Annotated in this window: 17 protein-coding genes; 4 read left to right on the top strand and 13 right to left on the bottom strand. The window is 38.8% G+C overall.

Translation table 11 applies throughout. The annotated features are described in order from the left end of the window. The 11 genes from HMPREF3182_RS03535 to hrcA all read right to left on the bottom strand — a co-directional run. Positions 1–1,007 (bottom strand): ESPR-type extended signal peptide-containing protein (locus tag HMPREF3182_RS03535; RefSeq protein WP_268872458.1); only part of this gene is annotated, 1,007 nt, incomplete at its 3' end. Between the two features lie 520 nt (positions 1,008–1,527). After that, positions 1,528–2,319 carry a ribonuclease HII gene (locus HMPREF3182_RS03530; RefSeq protein ID WP_007393119.1) on the bottom strand — a complete coding sequence of 264 codons (792 nt, stop codon included), beginning with the start codon at positions 2,317–2,319 and terminating at the stop codon, positions 1,528–1,530. Positions 2,320–2,326: 7 nt separating this feature from the next. Beyond that, entirely contained in the window at positions 2,327–3,178 is an 852-nt protein-coding gene (gene ylqF, locus HMPREF3182_RS03525) for a ribosome biogenesis GTPase YlqF (protein WP_062485484.1), read from the bottom strand. A gap of 110 nt (positions 3,179–3,288) precedes the next feature. Further along, the gene (locus tag HMPREF3182_RS03520) at positions 3,289–3,633 is read right to left on the bottom strand and encodes a histidine triad nucleotide-binding protein (RefSeq protein ID WP_062485482.1); all 345 of its coding nucleotides are present in this window, start codon (positions 3,631–3,633) and stop codon (positions 3,289–3,291) included. A 1-nt stretch (position 3,634) separates the two neighbouring features. Beyond that, a complete protein-coding gene (gene mtaB, locus HMPREF3182_RS03515; protein ID WP_062485481.1) occupies positions 3,635–4,957 on the bottom strand; it encodes a tRNA (N(6)-L-threonylcarbamoyladenosine(37)-C(2))-methylthiotransferase MtaB in 1,323 nt (440 codons plus the stop codon). 1 nt (position 4,958) lies between these two features. Then, positions 4,959–5,684 (bottom strand): RsmE family RNA methyltransferase, encoded by a 726-nt coding sequence (locus tag HMPREF3182_RS03510; RefSeq protein ID WP_007393116.1) that lies wholly within the window; start codon positions 5,682–5,684, stop codon positions 4,959–4,961. Continuing rightward, a complete protein-coding gene (locus HMPREF3182_RS03505; RefSeq protein ID WP_062485480.1) occupies positions 5,685–6,566 on the bottom strand; it encodes a 50S ribosomal protein L11 methyltransferase in 882 nt (293 codons plus the stop codon). A 33-nt stretch (positions 6,567–6,599) separates the two neighbouring features. Continuing rightward, complete coding sequence (gene dnaJ, locus HMPREF3182_RS03500; RefSeq protein WP_062485478.1) at positions 6,600–7,799, bottom strand: molecular chaperone DnaJ; 1,200 nt, start codon at positions 7,797–7,799, stop codon at positions 6,600–6,602. A gap of 26 nt (positions 7,800–7,825) precedes the next feature. Continuing rightward, positions 7,826–9,670, bottom strand: a complete 1,845-nt coding sequence (gene dnaK, locus HMPREF3182_RS03495; protein WP_062485476.1) for a molecular chaperone DnaK — start codon at positions 9,668–9,670, stop codon at positions 7,826–7,828. Positions 9,671–9,697: 27 nt separating this feature from the next. Further along, positions 9,698–10,294: a nucleotide exchange factor GrpE gene (gene grpE / locus HMPREF3182_RS03490; RefSeq protein ID WP_062485474.1), complete on the bottom strand. Its 597-nt coding sequence runs from the start codon at positions 10,292–10,294 to the stop codon at positions 9,698–9,700. 15 nt (positions 10,295–10,309) lie between these two features. After that, positions 10,310–11,347 carry a heat-inducible transcriptional repressor HrcA gene (hrcA, locus tag HMPREF3182_RS03485; protein ID WP_007393134.1) on the bottom strand — a complete coding sequence of 346 codons (1,038 nt, stop codon included), beginning with the start codon at positions 11,345–11,347 and terminating at the stop codon, positions 10,310–10,312. 239 nt (positions 11,348–11,586) lie between these two features. On the opposite strand from hrcA, the gene HMPREF3182_RS03480 reads away from it, so the two are divergent. From HMPREF3182_RS03480 to HMPREF3182_RS03470, 3 genes are all read left to right on the top strand, one after another. Further along, positions 11,587–12,864 (top strand): M18 family aminopeptidase, encoded by a 1,278-nt coding sequence (locus HMPREF3182_RS03480; protein WP_062485472.1) that lies wholly within the window; start codon positions 11,587–11,589, stop codon positions 12,862–12,864. A 171-nt stretch (positions 12,865–13,035) separates the two neighbouring features. Next, a complete protein-coding gene (locus HMPREF3182_RS03475; RefSeq protein WP_007393099.1) occupies positions 13,036–13,407 on the top strand; it encodes a helix-turn-helix transcriptional regulator in 372 nt (123 codons plus the stop codon). Positions 13,408–13,416: 9 nt separating this feature from the next. After that, entirely contained in the window at positions 13,417–14,064 is a 648-nt protein-coding gene (locus HMPREF3182_RS03470) for a YigZ family protein (protein WP_062485470.1), read from the top strand. Between the two features lie 72 nt (positions 14,065–14,136). On the opposite strand, the gene HMPREF3182_RS03465 is transcribed toward HMPREF3182_RS03470, so the two are convergent. Both HMPREF3182_RS03465 and HMPREF3182_RS03460 read right to left on the bottom strand, forming a co-directional pair. Then, positions 14,137–15,681 carry a CoA-transferase gene (locus tag HMPREF3182_RS03465; RefSeq protein ID WP_062485468.1) on the bottom strand — a complete coding sequence of 515 codons (1,545 nt, stop codon included), beginning with the start codon at positions 15,679–15,681 and terminating at the stop codon, positions 14,137–14,139. 218 nt (positions 15,682–15,899) lie between these two features. Next, a complete protein-coding gene (locus HMPREF3182_RS03460; RefSeq protein ID WP_007393109.1) occupies positions 15,900–16,316 on the bottom strand; it encodes an RrF2 family transcriptional regulator in 417 nt (138 codons plus the stop codon). A 209-nt stretch (positions 16,317–16,525) separates the two neighbouring features. On the opposite strand from HMPREF3182_RS03460, the gene HMPREF3182_RS03455 reads away from it, so the two are divergent. Beyond that, a complete protein-coding gene (locus HMPREF3182_RS03455) occupies positions 16,526–18,121 on the top strand; it encodes a peptide chain release factor 3 (RefSeq protein ID WP_007393093.1) in 1,596 nt (531 codons plus the stop codon). The last annotated feature ends 57 nt before the right edge of the window (positions 18,122–18,178 follow it).

Genomic DNA, 18,178 nt, shown 5'->3' with positions numbered 1-18,178 from the left:
GCATACGTATCTCCCAGTTTTTGTTCAATAACGGTTCCTAATTGATCCGTCGGCGTATACTTGCTGAGATCAACAGCCTTCGGTATATCCGCTTTCTTGGCATACGTGTCTCCCAGTTTTTGTTCAATAACGGCCCCTAATTTGTCCGTCGTTGTGTACTTACTGAGATCAACAGCCGCCGGTATTTTTGCTTCCAACGCCTTTAATTGTTTTACATTCACTGCGTCCGTATCTGCCGCACCGCCGGCAACGTGAATAATGCGACGCGTTACTTCCGCCCGTGCACCGCTGAGATCGCGACCCAATGACAACACGCCATTATAATCGCCATTCCAATCTTCCTTCGTCAAATACGATTGTTTACCTTGTTGTGATAATGTTAAATTCGCAATACTTCCTTCTCCTAAGGCAATAGAATTTGACATCGGGGCTTCCGCATTCGAACCGATAGCAATAGAAAAATTATTTCCCGTTGCAGAGGCCTGATTACCGATAGCAATGGCATCTTTTCCTCCGGCTACGGCATTGATGCCGGCGGCAAATAAGCCGCTATAACCTTTTTGTCGATCAAAGGCGACACTCCCCTCTCCCAAAACGATGTGTTCCCCTTTTAAATCGTTGTTATATCTTTGTTCGGTAACATATACGCCATCCGTTCCGCCATCCGTAACCATAAAGTTCATGGGAAAAGGCACCCGATCCGTCAATTTCTTTAATTCTTTATTGAATAAAACCGGCGTTTCCGCTTTTTTCGCTTTGCCGTTATCTTTCGTAAGCACCCGTCCCTCTACGGCCTGCACTACCTGATTGGTTGCAGCAATAGTGCTGCCCTGTGCCATACTGCAAGCAGGAATCCCCGTCAGTAATCCTGCCGCCGCCACTGCCGCCCAGGTCGCTTTAGCCGCAGATTTACTGCTGTGCTTATAATGTGACCGTGCAACCGTCTCGGCTACTGCCATATAACAATGACGCACACGACTCCAAATAACTTGATATACTTTATTCATAACTGCTCCTCTCCCGGCATGAAATATCCATACCGCTACCTATATACATATTAAAAATATTTATGATTTTAATAATCATTTTTATTTTAATATATTTGTATATTAAAATGTAATATATATATTGCATTATTTCCCGCTATGAATACTCTACAGTTATTGTTTACCTATATAAACCGAACCGTATGCTCGCCAACACCAAAACAAGTACACACGAAAAACGTTGTTAATGAAGGAGTGCAAGTGTCCGAAATTCAACGGAAATCCGTATCCGACGACCGGAATTGCAAAATTCAGCAGCAGGACTGCACGCAAGGCGGTACGACTGCCGTAGTTTGTCGTCCGCCTTTCTTTTTTTAGTTTTGTATCCTTATTACCGATAAAAAATCAATGTATTTATTACAAAAAAAAGACCCTGTCTACACAAGGTCTTTTCCCGCCATATTACCGTATAGAAACGTCTTCTCCATTTAAAATTTTCTTCATCGTCCGTGCGAGGCACATTTCTATATTCCTTCCTACATTACAATGAATCGTCTTTTACCATCGACTTTATTGGTTCAAAACTACGTCTATGCAAAGGACATGGGCCAAATTTCATAATCGCATCCCGATGAGCTTGCGTTAAATAACCTTTGTGTATCGCAAAACCATATTGAGGGTAAACGACATCCCATTTTTGCATGCACCTATCTCGTGTCACTTTAGCCACAATCGATGCGGCTGCTATCGAAGCACTAAGGGCATCTCCATGAACGGGAGATTGATGTAACATCGTCAACTTAGGTAAGGGCATAGCATCAATTAATACAGCTTGTGGCGAAACAGATAACGCTGCAATAGCATCATACATCCCTTGTTGTGTTGCCTGATAAATATTCAACCGATCAATTTCTTCGCGTTCTTTCATAATACACGAAACAGCAATAGCCTCTTTTAAAATTTTATCGTATAACACATCTCTTTTCTGAGCAGAAATTTTTTTACTATCGTTTAACCCTTGACATACCCAATAAGGCGGTAAAATAACGGCGGCAATGGCTACCGGCCCAGCGACTGGACCTCTTCCGGCTTCATCAACACCAGCAACTTCATACAATCCTTGTGCATAATATGCCTGCTCTAATTGATATAGGTGAAGTATACGCTCTTGTTCCTTTGCCTCTTTTTGGGCTTTTTTCAACGCCTGGGCATATAATTTTTGTACGGCTTTTCGCGGATCGGTTCGCATAGCATCAAGCAATTCCATAAGTCCTTGCTTCGCTTGCAAACGGTCTTCGATTTCGCGTATCGACAACGCTTCAATATTTATCATAGTTTCCTTATCCTCTATCTATGTGATCTAATGAAATAAGACCCCATTTTCCTTCTCGAAATTCTTTCAAAATAACTTTATATGTTTTTTCCCAATCCAGTTCATTTCCTTTTTTCAAGCAGCCTCGTTTTCTTCCAATCGTGCTAATGATATCTTCCCGTGATGTCGATAAATCCGTTAATGAAAACCGTGCTTGTAATGCTTGAGGATAATGCAACCGCACCTCTTCAATTAAAGAAAATACAACCGTTTCCATATCAAAAACAGTATCTGAAATAGCACCTGTTGCTGCCAAACGATAAGCACTCACTTGATCTTCTAACTTCGGCCATAATACGCCTGGGGTATCTAATAGATCTAACTGATCGCCTAAGTGAACCCACTGCTTCCCCTTCGTTTCGCCAGGTTTATCCGCTGTTTTTGCTGCATTTCTTCCAGCTAAACGGTTCATTAAAGTTGATTTTCCTACATTAGGTATACCTAAAATCATGGTTCGAACCGACCGATTTTTCAAGCCTCTGCTACGCCAATGTGCTAGCTTGGGTCCTGCTAACGAACGTATTTCTTGAATAAGACGCTTTATACTTTTACTCTCTTTACTATTTAAAGGAATCGCAATTCTTCCTTCGCTACGATAATATTGTAGCCACCGCTTTACTTCTTCCGGATCCGCTAAATCAGCCTTATTCAAGACAATAATCGCTGGTTTTTGACCAATCAAGTTGCCAATCATAGGATTTGTACTACTTTTAGGAATACGGGCATCTACTAATTCAATAACTACATCAATCATTTTCATGTTTTCTTGAATTAATTTTTTTGCTTTAGCCATATGTCCAGGATACCAATTAATAATCATCTATATGTCCTCACTTATATCAATATAACAAATATTCTTTCCTCGTCTATACCTATATTATACATGGTTTATATAAAGAAAAAAGAGATGCCTAAGGCACCTCCTTTTTTTTATACGCCAGGCCAAGACATCTCTTTTCCGCCTAAAATATGAGCATGTAAATGATGTACCGTTTGACCTGCTTTTTTACCTGTATTGTATACTACACGATAACCATCTTCTGCTAATCCCAAGGTTGCCGCAACCTTTTGGATAGTAAAAAGCATATTACGGGCAATATCTTCATCATTTTCCGTAAGAGTGGCTAAACTAGCAACATGCTTTTTCGGGACTACTAACACATGGATTGGGGCTACTGGTTCGATATCTTTAAACGCATAAAAATAGGTATCTTCATATACCTTAGTACTAGGAATCTTACCAGCTACAATATCACAAAAAATACAACCTTCCATACTATACATCCTCCTTTATAATACCATACAACGCATTATCTGTTGCTTGTATAATATTCACCATTACCATATCACCCTGCTTAAGCGTCGACACAGGACTAATATATACGCGCTCATAATTTTCACAAAAACCTTCCGCCCTAGTCTGATCTACCCGTTCAATCAACACGCATACCGTTTTGTGTAAGAACCCTTGCAAAAGCGATTTTTTCTGCCTTGCAGAAAAAGCATTAACTATTTCTACCCGTCGTTTTCGTTCTGCCATATCTATCTGCCCCATCATCTTAGCCGCTGGGGTGCCTGGCCGTGCCGAATAGGGAAATGCATGAATATGTGAATACGGAATGCCTCGCAATGTTTCCATTGTTTCAGAAAATAATTCTTCTGTTTCACCGGGAAAACCTAAAATTAGATCAGTAGAAAAGGTGACATTATTTATTTTCTCTTTTAATACTTGAATTAATTCTACATACTCTTCTTTTGTATACTGACGATTCATTGCTTTTAAAATAGCGTTTGATCCCGCTTGTATCGGTATATGTAAATGTGGACATATCCTCTGATTAAACGCATTAAACACTTCTATCAACGCTTCATCAACCTCTAACGAATCAATAGATCCCAAACGCAGTCTAGCAACATCAGTTTCTTGTACCAATCGCTTAAGAATATGTGCTAGCGTGGGTTTATCGGGCAATTCTTTGCCATATGCCCCTAAATGAATTCCCGTCAAAACTAATTCCTTAAAACCTGCTTTTACAAGTCGTTTTGCTTCTTCTACAATGGCATCAGGCTGACGTGACTTTAAAGCACCGCGTGTATACGGAATAATACAATAAGTGCAAAAATTATTACACCCTTCTTGAATTTTTAAATCCGCACGAGTATGTTCTACTGCCGAAGGATATAAAGGTATTTCTTCAAAAGTATCGCCACTGTGCCGTATATCATGAATCGCTGTTACCGGTTCAAATGCCTCCGTATGCAATAATTGTTGCACAATAGAAACAATATTTTTTTTCTCATTAGTACCAATAACTGCATCAACACCTTGTATGCTCGCAATCTCTTCTGGTGATAGTTGAGCATAACACCCCGTAACTACAACTATCCCTTGAGGGTTATATTTTTTTGCACGGCGAATTAGTTGTCGTGATTTTTTTTCCCCCATTTGCGTAACTGAACAAGTGTTAATCACATAAACATCCGCCGGGGAATTAAATGATGCATCCACAAATCCCTGTGCGATAAATAACCCGCGCATACTATCCGTATCATATTGATTTACACGACATCCTAACGTCGCAAAAGCAATGGTAGGCATGCTACAATCCTCTTTCATACATAATAATCGCTAACGTTGCTAAAGCCGCAGTTTCTGCCCGCAAAATCCGTGTGCCCAATGAAACACTATAAGTTGCTCCTACCATCGACTTAACAACATCAATCTCAGATAAACTAAAGCCACCTTCTGGGCCTATACAAACCACTATGTTTCCCTGACGAAACGCCGGTATAACATCTCGTAAAGGTCGCGTTTCTCGTTCATAAGGTACAAGAAAGTGATAATCCTTATAATCTATACACAATTTATCCCATGTAGCTATTTCATCAACAATAGGAATATCATCACGACCACATTGCTTAGCTGCTTCTATAGCAATTCTTCGCCATCTATTCAATTTATTCGATTGACGATTATCATTTAATTTTACTACACAATGTTCCATTTGTATAGGAACGATAACATCTACACCCAGTTCCGTTCCCTTTTGTATAACCCAATCAAATTTATCATTTTTTAAAAGTCCTACCGCTAATACAACTACCCCTGATGATGCTTTTTTACTTGATATATGCTTAAGTGGCTGTAACCGAGCAACTACACCATCACTTTCAACAATCTCACATGCATATGTATTTCCTGTGCAATCGGTCACCATAACCGTATCTCCTACATCATACCGTAATACACGCAATACATGTTTAGCATCGATCCCCTGTAAGATAAATTCATCTGTAATAGGAAAGTCTGTAAAAATTTTTCGCATTTAGCCCTCCCGCTTTAAACAAAGAGCATACCATCCTTCTTGTAGGTGTTCTTCCAATATAATAAATCCATACTTACTAGCAGCAGAACGAATCTCCTGAATTCTTTCATCAATAATTCCACTAATAATAAGTTTTCCCTGCATGTCCATATAATGTCCAATTTCCGTAAATAATGCCAAAATAGCATCCGTTACCAAATTAGCAACAACTAAATCAGCACGATAAGATACCCCTGCTAACGCTGCTACCAAATCACTTTGTTGTACTTTCACCCGTGAAGATACCTCATTACATAACACATTCTTTTTAGCCTGTATAACCGCTTGTTCATCTAAATCAACAGCTATGACCTCTTGTGCACCACATTTAGCTGCCATAATAGCTAAAATACCCGTGCCAGTTCCAATATCAAGGACATTCCCTTGCGTGCCACATTTCTCTATCAATTGCATACACATCGACGTGGTCACATGTAACCCGCTACCAAATGATACCCCTGGATCAATAATAATATCTTTCTCTTGCAAAGACATCCCACTTACTTCCTTATAAGGAATCACTCGACAAGTATCAGTAATAGGCGTAACGTGAAAATAATCTTGCCATGTATATAACCAAGAAGTATCATCAACGTCTTTTGTTGTTACATGCCATGGGCCATTAATAAGGCCGGCGTCTTCCCATTCTTTCATTTTTTCCACAACAAGTGCCTTTCCCTGATTACCGCCAAGAGGAAAATAGCCTGTCACCCGAACCAGCGTAGTATCATCTATCTTTGTATCTTCAACAATTGCTCCGTTAGATCCACATTCATATAAAAGAAGAGCCACCATTTCGGTGGCCCCCGGAGAAATAATTACATGAACTTCTTGCCATTGCATAAATCATTCTCCTTTATATTCATAATTTATCTTTTAGTTTACTCCAAAATCCCTTTTTTTTTTAGAAGTATCCTCTTTCTTTTTTGTATCAACTGCATCTGTTTTATTTCCCTGTGCCCACGCTTCACCGCACGCACAAGCAAATTCTTTTAATTTTTCTTTTTGTTCTTCCGTAAGTTTTTTAGGTACGGCTACACGTATCCGTACATGATGATCTCCTCTACGATTACGTGAACCTAAAACAGGGACACCCTTATTGGGAATACGCAAAATCATACCATTTTGTGTACCTACTGGAATCGTAAGATCAACCCAGCCTTCCAACGTACGTACACGCGTGGTTGCACCCAATGCCGCTTGTGCAAATGAAATCGTTTCTTCCGAAATAATATTATTTCCATCACGTATAAAATCAGCATCCTTACGTACTAAAATATATACGTATAAATCACCATGTCCGCCACCACGAATACCCGGTTCGCCTTCACCCGCAACACGCAGACGTGCTCCCGAATCAACACCAGCAGGTATGGTAATTTTCAATTTCTTCCTCACACGCATAATGCCCGTTCCATGGCAAGTAGCACATTTCTTTTTGATTATTTTTCCTGTACCATCGCAATGTTTACACGTTCTGACATTTACCATCTGTCCAAAGGGTGTATTTTGTACAACCCGTTCCTGTCCTGTGCCTCGACAATGCGAACACGTTTCGACTGTCGATCCGGGTGCTGCACCAGTACCTTTACATGTACTACATGTATCTTCCTTCGGAACTTGAATATCCAACTCTGTACCAAAAACAGCCTGCTTAAACGAAATCGTTACATCAAACCGCAAATCTGATCCGCGTTGGGGGCCATTTTGCTGGGTTCTACCTTGACCACCAAAAAAGTTATCAAAAATATCTTCAAAACCAAAACCACCCTGACTAAAGCCCCCAAAGCCGCCTTGTCCAAAACCACCAAAGCCGCCAAAGCCGCCTGCACCAGATGCATTTCCATTTTGAAATGCATCTGGTCCAAAGCGATCATATTGTTCTCGTTTATTGGGATCAGACAATACACTATACGCTTCATTGATTTCTTTAAATTTTTCTTCTGCTGCTTTAGGATTATCCCGATTTTTATCAGGGTGATATTTAATAGCCAATTTACGGAATGCTTTTTTTATATCGGCTTCACTAGCCGATTTAGATACCCCTAATACTTCATAATAATCTTTTTTACTCATCGTGGGAAACCCCTTTTATATTGCAATTATTTTTTATCATCATCAACAACAGTGTAATCTGCATCAACTACATTTTCATCATTTTCATGCGATTGTGCTTGTGCACTATCTTGTTGTGCCTGTGCTTGCTGTTGTTCAGCTGCTTCTTTATACATTTCACTTGACAATTCATATAACGGCTTCGTCAATTCTTCCGATGCACTCTTAATTTTGTCTACATCATCCGTATTGATAGCTTCTTTTAAGCTTGCAATTTTTTCTTTAATCGCATCAACTTTCGTTTGATCTGCTTTATCGCCTAATTCTTTAATCGTCTTTTCAGCCTGATAAATTAACGAATCAGCATTATTTTTTACTTCAATTGCTTCCTTCCGTTTTTTATCTTCCGCTTCATGAGCAGCTGCTTCTTTAACCATGCGATCAATTTCACTTTGATCTAAGTTGGTCTTTGATGTAATCGTAATTTTTTGTTCTTTTCCTGTACCCAAATCTTTTGCCGTTACATTAACAATACCATTGGCATCAATATTAAATGTAACTTCAATCTTAGGCACTCCACGCGGTGCCGCTGGAATACCCGAAAGTTCAAAACGGCCTAACGATTTATTATCTGCTGCCATTTCACGTTCACCTTGCAATACATGAATATCTACGGAAGGTTGATTATCGGCAGCCGTAGAGAATACCTGACTTCCCGATGTAGGAATCGTCGTATTGCGGTCAATAATCTTAGTAAATACGCCGCCTAACGTTTCAATCCCTAGTGACAACGGAGTTACATCCAACAATAATACGTCTTTTACATCACCAACTAAAACACCCGCCTGAATCGCTGCACCAATAGCTACACATTCATCCGGATTAACGCCTTTACTTGGTTCTTTACCCAAAATTGATTTAATAGCATCTTGAACTGCGGGAATACGACTCGAACCACCTACCAAAATGATTTTATCAATTTCATCAATTGATAAACCTGAATCTTGAATAGCCTTACGAGTCGGTTCCATTGTTGCATGTACCAACGATTCAGTCAATTCATTAAACTTAGCCCGCGTTAAATTCAAATCCATGTGCTTCGGTCCCGTTGCATCGGCTGTAACGAAGGGAAGATTAATATTCGTGGTCATAACGGTTGATAATTCAATCTTAGCTTTTTCAGCTGCTTCTTTTAACCGTTGTTCAGCCATTTTATCTTGAGATAAATCAATTCCAGTTTGACCTTTAAATTCTTGAATCATCCAATTCATAACTGCGTTATCAAAATCATCCCCACCAAGATGGGTATTACCATTCGTAGCTTTAACTTCAAATACGCCGTCACCTAATTCCAAAATAGAAACATCAAACGTGCCACCGCCTAAGTCAAATACCAAAATTTTGCCATCGCCGCCTTTATCCAAACCATATGCTAATGCGGCTGCCGTTGGTTCGTTAACAATACGCAATACATCTAAACCAGCAATCTTACCGGCGTCTTTCGTTGCTTGACGTTGACTATCCGAAAAATATGCAGGAACTGTAATAACCGCTTGTGTAACTTTTTCACCTAAATAGCTTTCTGCATCCTCTTTCAACTTTTGCAAAACCATAGCGGAAATTTCCTGTGGTGTATATTGTTTATCATTTATATTTACTTTATAATCTTCACCCATGTGACGTTTAATAGATGCGATTGTATTTTCCGGATTAGACACAGCCTGACGCTTAGCTAATTGCCCTACTAATCGTTCCCCTGTTTTAGAAAAGCCCACAACGGATGGAGTTAAACGAGATCCTTCAGCGTTCGTAATAACGGTAGGTTCTCCCCCTTCCATAACTGCTACTACCGAATTTGTTGTACCTAAATCAATACCAATTACCTTGCTCATAATAGTTCCTCCTCTATATTCACTAAATTATCCATTATATACTACTTTTACCATTGCCGGACGCAACGTTTTATCACCCAACAAATACCCTTCTTGTAACACTTCTGCAATCGTATCATTTTCCTTTTCTGCCACCGCTACACGACTAACGGCTTGATGATATTGCGGATCAAAAGGTTGTCCAACTGGCTGCATTTTCGTAACGCCCGCTTTTTCTAAAATACCAATCAACTGTTTATAAATCATATCATATCCATCAACAAACGATTTTACTTCTTCACCAATCTGTTCTGATGGATGTTGCAATGCTCGTTCAAAATTATCCACTACAGGTAAAATAGAAAGTAATATTTCTGCCTTGATTAATTCGGAGAGTTGTTGTTTTTCCCCAACTGTTCTTTTTTTATAATTAGCAAAATCAGCTTGCAACCGCATATACCGTTGTTTTTCTTCTTCTAATGCATGAGCAGTGGCTTCCAGTTTAGATAAATCGTTTTCATCATGCTTTTCGGTTACCTGTTCTTCTGATGCTTCTTGCGGCATATCTTGCTGGTTATCCATATTGTGTTCTTCTGTCGCAGCATGATTATTTTCTTCTATTCTATCTTTTTCTTCTTCGCTCATCCTGTCTGTAACCTCCTATTTTTCTTGCTCATATTGTATTAAAATTTGTTTCATATGCTCTTTCATAAAATTCAATAGTCCAATAATCCGAGCATATTCCATACGGGTTGGTCCCAAGACAGCAATTTTGCCAATAACATCGTTCCCCGCTGTAAAGGTAGCCTCAATAACACTACACTCCTGTATAGGCGGCAATTTTACTTCCTCGCCAATACGCACGGTTACCATTCCACTATCTTCTGACTTCCCTACAAATAAATGATTTACTACATCCTGTTCCTCTAATGAAACCAGTAAATTTTTAGCTTTATGCACATCTCTAAATTCAGGCTTATCAAAAAGTTCCAAGGTACCTTCTTTATAAACACGATGATTCTTTTTCAAAGCTTGTTCTAACGATGCGAAAGCATTACGATATAATGCAGGATCGTCAATCACGACATCACGAATATTCTCCAACGTGGGCAAATCAATTTCACTCATCGTCTTTCCTGCCAAATACCGTGTCAAATGTACGGCCAAACGATTTAAATCGTCTAGAGAAACCTTTTCAGGTTTAGCATACAAGCAATTTTCAACATGTCCAGAATCTGTAACAACAAGCATAATAGCTCTTCGTTCATCTAATGGCAAAAACCGAATATACTTTAACCGCGCCTGCTCCTGTTGTGACGCCATAACAAAAATTGCATTATGTGTAATTTCAGCTAACACCTTAGCTGTCGAGCTAAAGATTTGATCCATCCCATTCATTCGACTGCGAATCCAATCTTCTACCATTTTTTGTTCTTCTGGTAAAATCGTTTTCGGTTCTAATAAGCAATCTACATAGAACCGATAACCTTTAACCGATGGAATTCTTCCTGCCGAAGCATGCGGCTGTTTCAAATAACCTTGAATCTCTAAATCAAACATTTCATTTCGTATGGTCGCGGCCCCTACCCCCAAATCGTACTTTCTCGCAATGGTTCGAGAACCCACAGGCTCGGCTGATGTGATATAGTCTTGAACAATCGCCTGTAAAATACGACGTTTTCGTTCATCTAAAGCCATATCCACCACCTCAGCTTTAATAGTTTGTATTAGCACTCTTCGAATAAGAGTGCTAATAACTACATATATAAGATATCATTTACATTTTTATTTGTCAATAGATTTTAAGCCAAAAAAGCCTCTTTTGGTCAAAAAGTCAAAAAAATTTTTATATTTCTCCCTTTCCTACATACTGATTTAACTACCAATTACCTATGGTATAATAAATGCATCACGTAATAAAGAAAGGAATGATTTTAATGAATAAAATTGCTACAGGCTTACTCTCCTTTATTCATACTTCTACTTCACCTTTTCATACTGTAAATACGGGAACCGCCATGCTGGCAGCAGCAGGTTTTACCGAACTGTCACCGCATATGCCTTGGACTATAACCACAGGCGGCACCTACTATATTCGCCTATATGATTCGACTTTACTTGCCTTTACCATTGGTAAATCACCTTTACATAATCTTCGCATAGCCGCTGCACACACAGACTCCCCGTGCTTGCGTATAAAACCGCTTTCGCATATGATTACAGAAGACTATCTAAAATTGAATGTAGAAGTTTACGGCGGTCTTATTCGCGAATCTTGGCTAGATAGACCCCTTTCATTTGCTGGAAAAATAATAGTCAAAGGAAAAAATATATTTCAGCCGACGGTTCAATTTATCGACTATAAAACCCCCTTTTGCATTATCCCCCGTTTAGCCATTCACTTAAATCGTCAAACCAATGACGGCGTAATACAAAATCCCCAGCTTCATCTGCTCCCCTTATATGGTTTAAAAATAACAGAAACCGAATCATTTCTATCCTTTTTAGCAGCGTATATAGATGTTCCCAAAGAAGAAATATTATCCTATGATCTTTCTTTATATCCAACAGAAGAAGGATGTTTATTGGGACTGCATAACGAATTACTCTCTGCCCCCAGGCTTGATAACCTAACATCTTCCTATGGCTGCTTAATGGGCTTAATCGAAAGTAAAGCGAGTGACGGTATTCACGTGGCAATCTTATTTGATAACGAAGAAGTCGGCAATCGCACAAAGCAAGGGGCCGCATCTACGGCAATACCACATCTGCTAAAACAAATTTATCACTATTTAGGCTATACCCATGAAAACTACTTACATGCCTTGCATTCGGGTTTTCTATTATCTGTTGATGTCGCTCATGCCGTTCATCCTAATCTACCGGAAAAACACGACCCAACACATCGTCCCCTCTTAGGCAAAGGGCCTGCCTTAAAAACAGCCTGCAGTCAAGCTTATGTAGGAGATGCAGAAGCATTGGCCATTATTCGCGGTTTATGTCAAAAATACCAAATACCTTATCAATACTTTGTCAATAGAAATGACATCCCCGGTGGCTCTACCCTCGGTTCCGCACTTTCTACGACACTATCCATACGAGGAATGGATATCGGTATTCCTATTTTGTCAATGCATTCAGCACGAGAAGTAATGAGCTTAGAAGATCAGTGCTTATTGCAGCAATTATTAATCGCCTTTTTCTCTGAACCTTAGCATTACTTTCATCTATTAGAATATATTATTCACTATATTATTATCATTATTATAAATAAATTGTTATAATAACATGTAATCTCATCTTTATTTGACGTACATTTATATTCATATTATAATGTAATCGCATAATAACTATACTCTTACATTCATTTAGGAAGTGGTTACCTCATGACAATTGGGCAGCAAATAAAATTTTATCGAAAACAAAAAGGCTTAACACAGCAAGAATTAGGAGCTATGTTCGGAATGTCTAAACAAGCCGTATATGCATGGGAATCTGAATTGTACACCCCCGACATTTCCCTCCTATTAAAACTAGCTGATTTTTTTCAAATTCCTATTTGCAAGCTCTTAGGCAGACCTGGTATATATTGTCAAGAAAAACATACGGATTCGCAATATGATGATTGTACTTTTTTATCACCTCAAGATCACCGTATTTTACAGGCATTACACTATTTATCGCCAGAAGAGCAACATGCCGTTGAAATATTATTACATATATCCCCCGCTATGCCCAAACCCAAAAAATCATTATAGGAGGCCGCAGTGTTCCCCGTATATAAATCAATCTACGGCATAGCCAACGCAGAATATATTATAAAAAAATCACGTTTCATTGTTACACTTGCCCAAGTAGATACAGAAGAAAAAGGACTAGCACAAATCCAATCCTGTAAAAAGCAATACTACGATGCACGACACAACTGCTTTGCCTATTGTATTGGCAGCGATAGAAAATATCAACGCTCTTCCGATGATGGAGAGCCATCAGGAACGGCCGGAAAACCTATACTAGAAGTATTAAAACAACATCAGTTAACTAATACCGTTGCTATTGTTACACGCTATTTTGGTGGCATTAAATTAGGTGCCGCAGGACTTATTCGTGCCTATAGTCATACCGTATCCTTAGGGATCGAAAATGCTACTATTGCCACTTATGCACCTTTTGAAATAGCTAATATTACACTAACTTATCCTTATATCGGTATAGTTGAACAATATTGTATAGATAATAAGATAACCATTCGCGAGCGAATATTTACGGATAAAGTAACCTTTTCACTGCAAATTTCTATAAATCAAGTGAATATACTACGAAAAAATCTACAAAATATAACGGCCGGTACCTTAACATATGATTGCCAAGAAATACAATATCTACCTACGTTGCAAGCACCACCATGCCGGTAACAGGTCCATAAATAAAAAAACTACTTCATATAACACGAAGTAGTTTTTTCATTTTCGCTATAAAAATAGACTTTAACTCTCCTTATGCCTACCTAAAACAAATCCCATTTTTCCTTCGGCAAAAATACGTGCATCCATTTCCTTTAAATCCGGATTAATCGCAATAGGAAAATCAATAAAAGGAAAAATATGTTGCCGCACATCAATTCCGGGAGCAATCTCATCTAATCTCCACCCATTATCAGCAAGAGCAAACACAGCTCGTTCTGTAATGCATAATACTTTTTGCCGTCTGTCCCTTGCCCTTTTTCCTGAAAAAGTGACCTGTTCCACTTTTGTTTTAAATTTATTATATAGACCTTCCTGCACAATAGATAATTTTCCATCGTGACACTGTATAGCCAAACCAGATGCCGTAAAGGTGCCTAAAAAAATAAGATTTTTCGTCTGCATCGTCAGATCAATAAAGCCCCCCGGTCCTACCATACGACCATTAAAGCGAGACACATTGATATTACCATCGCGATCCGTTTCCGCTAACCCTAACACACAAACGTCTAACCCCCCACCATTACATAATGCCATCATATCCACCATAGGCATAACAGATTCAGGATGAATTGCACTCCCCATAGCAATTCCCGATTGCTGTGTCCCCCCAATAACACCTGAATCTGCTGCCAAGATGCACTGTTTCGTAAGTCCTTCTTCTTCCATAATACTTGCAAGACTTTCAGGCATACCAATTCCTAAATTAACAAATTGATTGCTCTTAATTTCCATGACCGCTCTTCTCGCACAAATTTTTCGTGCGGTCATCGGCATAACCGAAACTTTTTCCGCTGTCCGTTTTCTTTCCACACAGGCTTCATCAGCTGAATCTTTTACCACTGTAATGTAATCTACCAAATGACTAGGGATAGCTACTTGCCGGGCTTCTAGTGTCCCCTGTCTAACCACCTCTTCCACTTGCACCATAACCACGCCGCCACTTTGTTTTACGGCCATAGCAATTTCCAACTGTTCGCCAATCATCTGTTCATGTACTAATGAAACATTCCCCTTTTCATCGGCAATAGAGCCTCGAATAATACCTATTTGTATAGGAAAAGTCGCATAATATAAATATTCTTTTCCTGCAATGGATACAACAGAAGCAAGATTATTCCCCTGTTGTTCTGTTCGCTCATTACCACATCCACCTTCTTGACGCGGATCAACAGTTGTATTTAACCCTACGGTTGTCAAAAAACCTTTTTCACCTAACGTCTGCGAACGATATAAGCGAAGAATCGTACCTGCCGGAAGCAAATACGCCAAACACTGATTTTTACTTATTGTTTCGGCTAATTTAGGTTCAAAGCCAATATGACTCGTAATGACTTTTTCCAATAATCCTGGTGCCGCTAATCTATTGCCACCCCGCATTTGTCCATCGCCCGCACTCGCCACTTTAACTAACGTCATTCGCTTAGGCTCATGCCTACACTCATATCGCTCTTGAATAGCTTGTAAAATAGCATCGGCTGTACCAAATTTACCATACCCACTCATGGCAACAACATCCCCGTCATGTAACAAACTCGCTGCTTGTTTTGCCGTAATAAACTGAACCATACCATACCCCCTCCTGTCTGTCTCCCCTTCATTATAATACAACTCTTACTAATAAGAAAAATATTTCTACGTTCTATCCCCCATAAACAGAAGAGAAAGAATATAACAAAATAGTTATATTCTTTCTCTTTTTACCCCTACATCTTCCTACATCTTATAATATATAAAATAGCTACTTTTATAAACTAACATGAAACAAAAAACAACTCCACATAACATTATTTATCACGAGAATGAACAAACACCAAATCATAAATCGTTAATGTTTTTAAATATGCTTCAATATGGTCTTGCACTTCACACAACGATTCATGCATCACACAATTATCATAAGTATCCCGATACATACAAACAAAGGAATCATTCAAACAGGAGGTAACCATATTTTCACGATCCATCACATGAATAACTTCCCATAACGTAATTTCATGCAAATCTTTTTTTAACCGGCAGCCCCCTTGGGCTCCTCGAATAACCTCAATCAACCCAGCAATTTCTAATTTTTTTGCTATTTTATAGGCAAATTGTTGTGGCATATATTCAGTTTCACATATTTCTCGAATACTTTTTAAATCTGACCTAGCCAGAGCACGTAAAATGCGAATTGCATAGTCCGTTTCTCTAGTAATAATCACAATATCCCTCCTCAAATAGACGTTATCGGTATAAATACCAATATACTGTATCTACTCTTTATCTATTATACACAATCACATACATTTTTCCACTTTTTTCTTTTTTAAGCTAAAATATATCCGATATAACCTTAATCTTGCATAAGATAAAAAAAACTTATATAATTACCTATGTATATTTTGCTTTTATTCATAAATTGAGGTGTAATATGTCTTTTCTTGATGCAATAAATTCACGTCGTACCTTTGCTATTATTTCCCATCCCGATGCAGGGAAAACGACCTTAACAGAAAAACTACTTTTATATGGTGGTGCTATTCATTTAGCTGGTTCCGTAAAAGCACGCAAAACGACAAAACACGCCGTTTCAGACTGGATGGAAATCGAAAAACAACGTGGCATATCTGTTACCAGCTCGGTGCTTCAATTTGATTATAACGGTCATCATGTAAATATTTTAGATACCCCAGGACATCAAGACTTCAGTGAAGATACGTACCGTACACTCATGGCTGCAGATAGTGCGGTAATGCTCATTGATGTTGCAAAAGGGGTAGAAGCCCAAACAAAAAAACTATTCAAAGTATGCAAAGAACGACACATTCCTATTTTTACATTTATCAATAAGATAGATCACTTTGGACGAAATCCTTTTGATTTAATGGATGAAATTGAATCTATTTTAGGCATTCACGCCTATCCTATCAATTGGCCCATTGGGTTAAATGGTAATTACCAAGGAATTTACGATCGTGCTACCGCTTCAATCGAATTATTTGAAAAAGATACCACACATGGTCAACGTAAACTCGCTTCTACCAAAGGTTCTGCCGCCGATCCCATCTTCAAAGAATTACTTGACGAAGAAGTTCATCAAGGACTCATCGACGACATTGAATTATTAGACATGGCTGGTGATAGTTTTGATATGGAAAAAGTAAAAAAAGGCGAACTTACGCCACTATTTTTTGGCTCAGCAATGACCAATTTTGGCGTAAAACCCTTTTTGGAATCGTTTCTATCCATGGCACCTAAACCCCAACCTCGACATGCTTTAGAAGGGGATGTTATGCCTGAATCAGAAGAATTTACTTCTTTCGTTTTTAAAATTCAAGCCAATATGAATCCTCATCACCATGATCGGATTGTGTTTATGCGTATTTGCTCAGGCATGTTCCAAAAAAACATGACCGTCACCCATAGACAATCAGGTAAATCAATCCGTTTAACACAGCCCCAACAATTTTTAGCAACCGAACGAACCTTAGTAGAAAATGCCTATCCCGGGGATATTATCGGCGTATTCGATACGGGGACCTTAGGGGTCGGCGATACCTTGTATAGCGGAAAGAAAAAAGTAACATTCAAAGATTTCCCTACTTTCCCGCCCGAATTATTTTCCCGTATCCGTGCCAAAGACTCTATGAAAAAGAAACAATTTCTAAAAGGTATGACTCAACTCGCACAAGAAGGTGCTGTCCAAATTTATGAAAACCTTGCATCGATGGATAGTTATATTGTCGGTGCCGTAGGTCAATTACAATTTGAAGTGCTGTCCTATCGGCTAGAACATGAGTATGGCGTTATCCTAGAAATGAATCCCTTACCATATACAGTAGCTCGTTGGTTCACCTCTATCGATCACGATTATACAGAATTAAAAAATGTCGATAGTGCAATGTTAGTAAAAGATCATAAACAACGCCTAGTATTACTCATTACAAATGAATGGCAATCGAACTGGATTGCCGAGCGAAATCCTAATTTTATTTTTTGTGCATCACCCGATGAATTACCGGAATGATAATATTCACCCTTCATGTATGAAGGGTGAATATTGCCTAAAACGCTATTAATGTGT

This window comes from Megasphaera hutchinsoni (assembly GCF_001553405.1).
In the GTDB taxonomy this organism is placed as follows: domain Bacteria; phylum Bacillota; class Negativicutes; order Veillonellales; family Megasphaeraceae; genus Megasphaera; species Megasphaera hutchinsoni.
The sequence above is the reverse complement of the archived record's forward strand: the minus strand, read 5'-3'. Positions and strand labels throughout refer to the sequence as shown.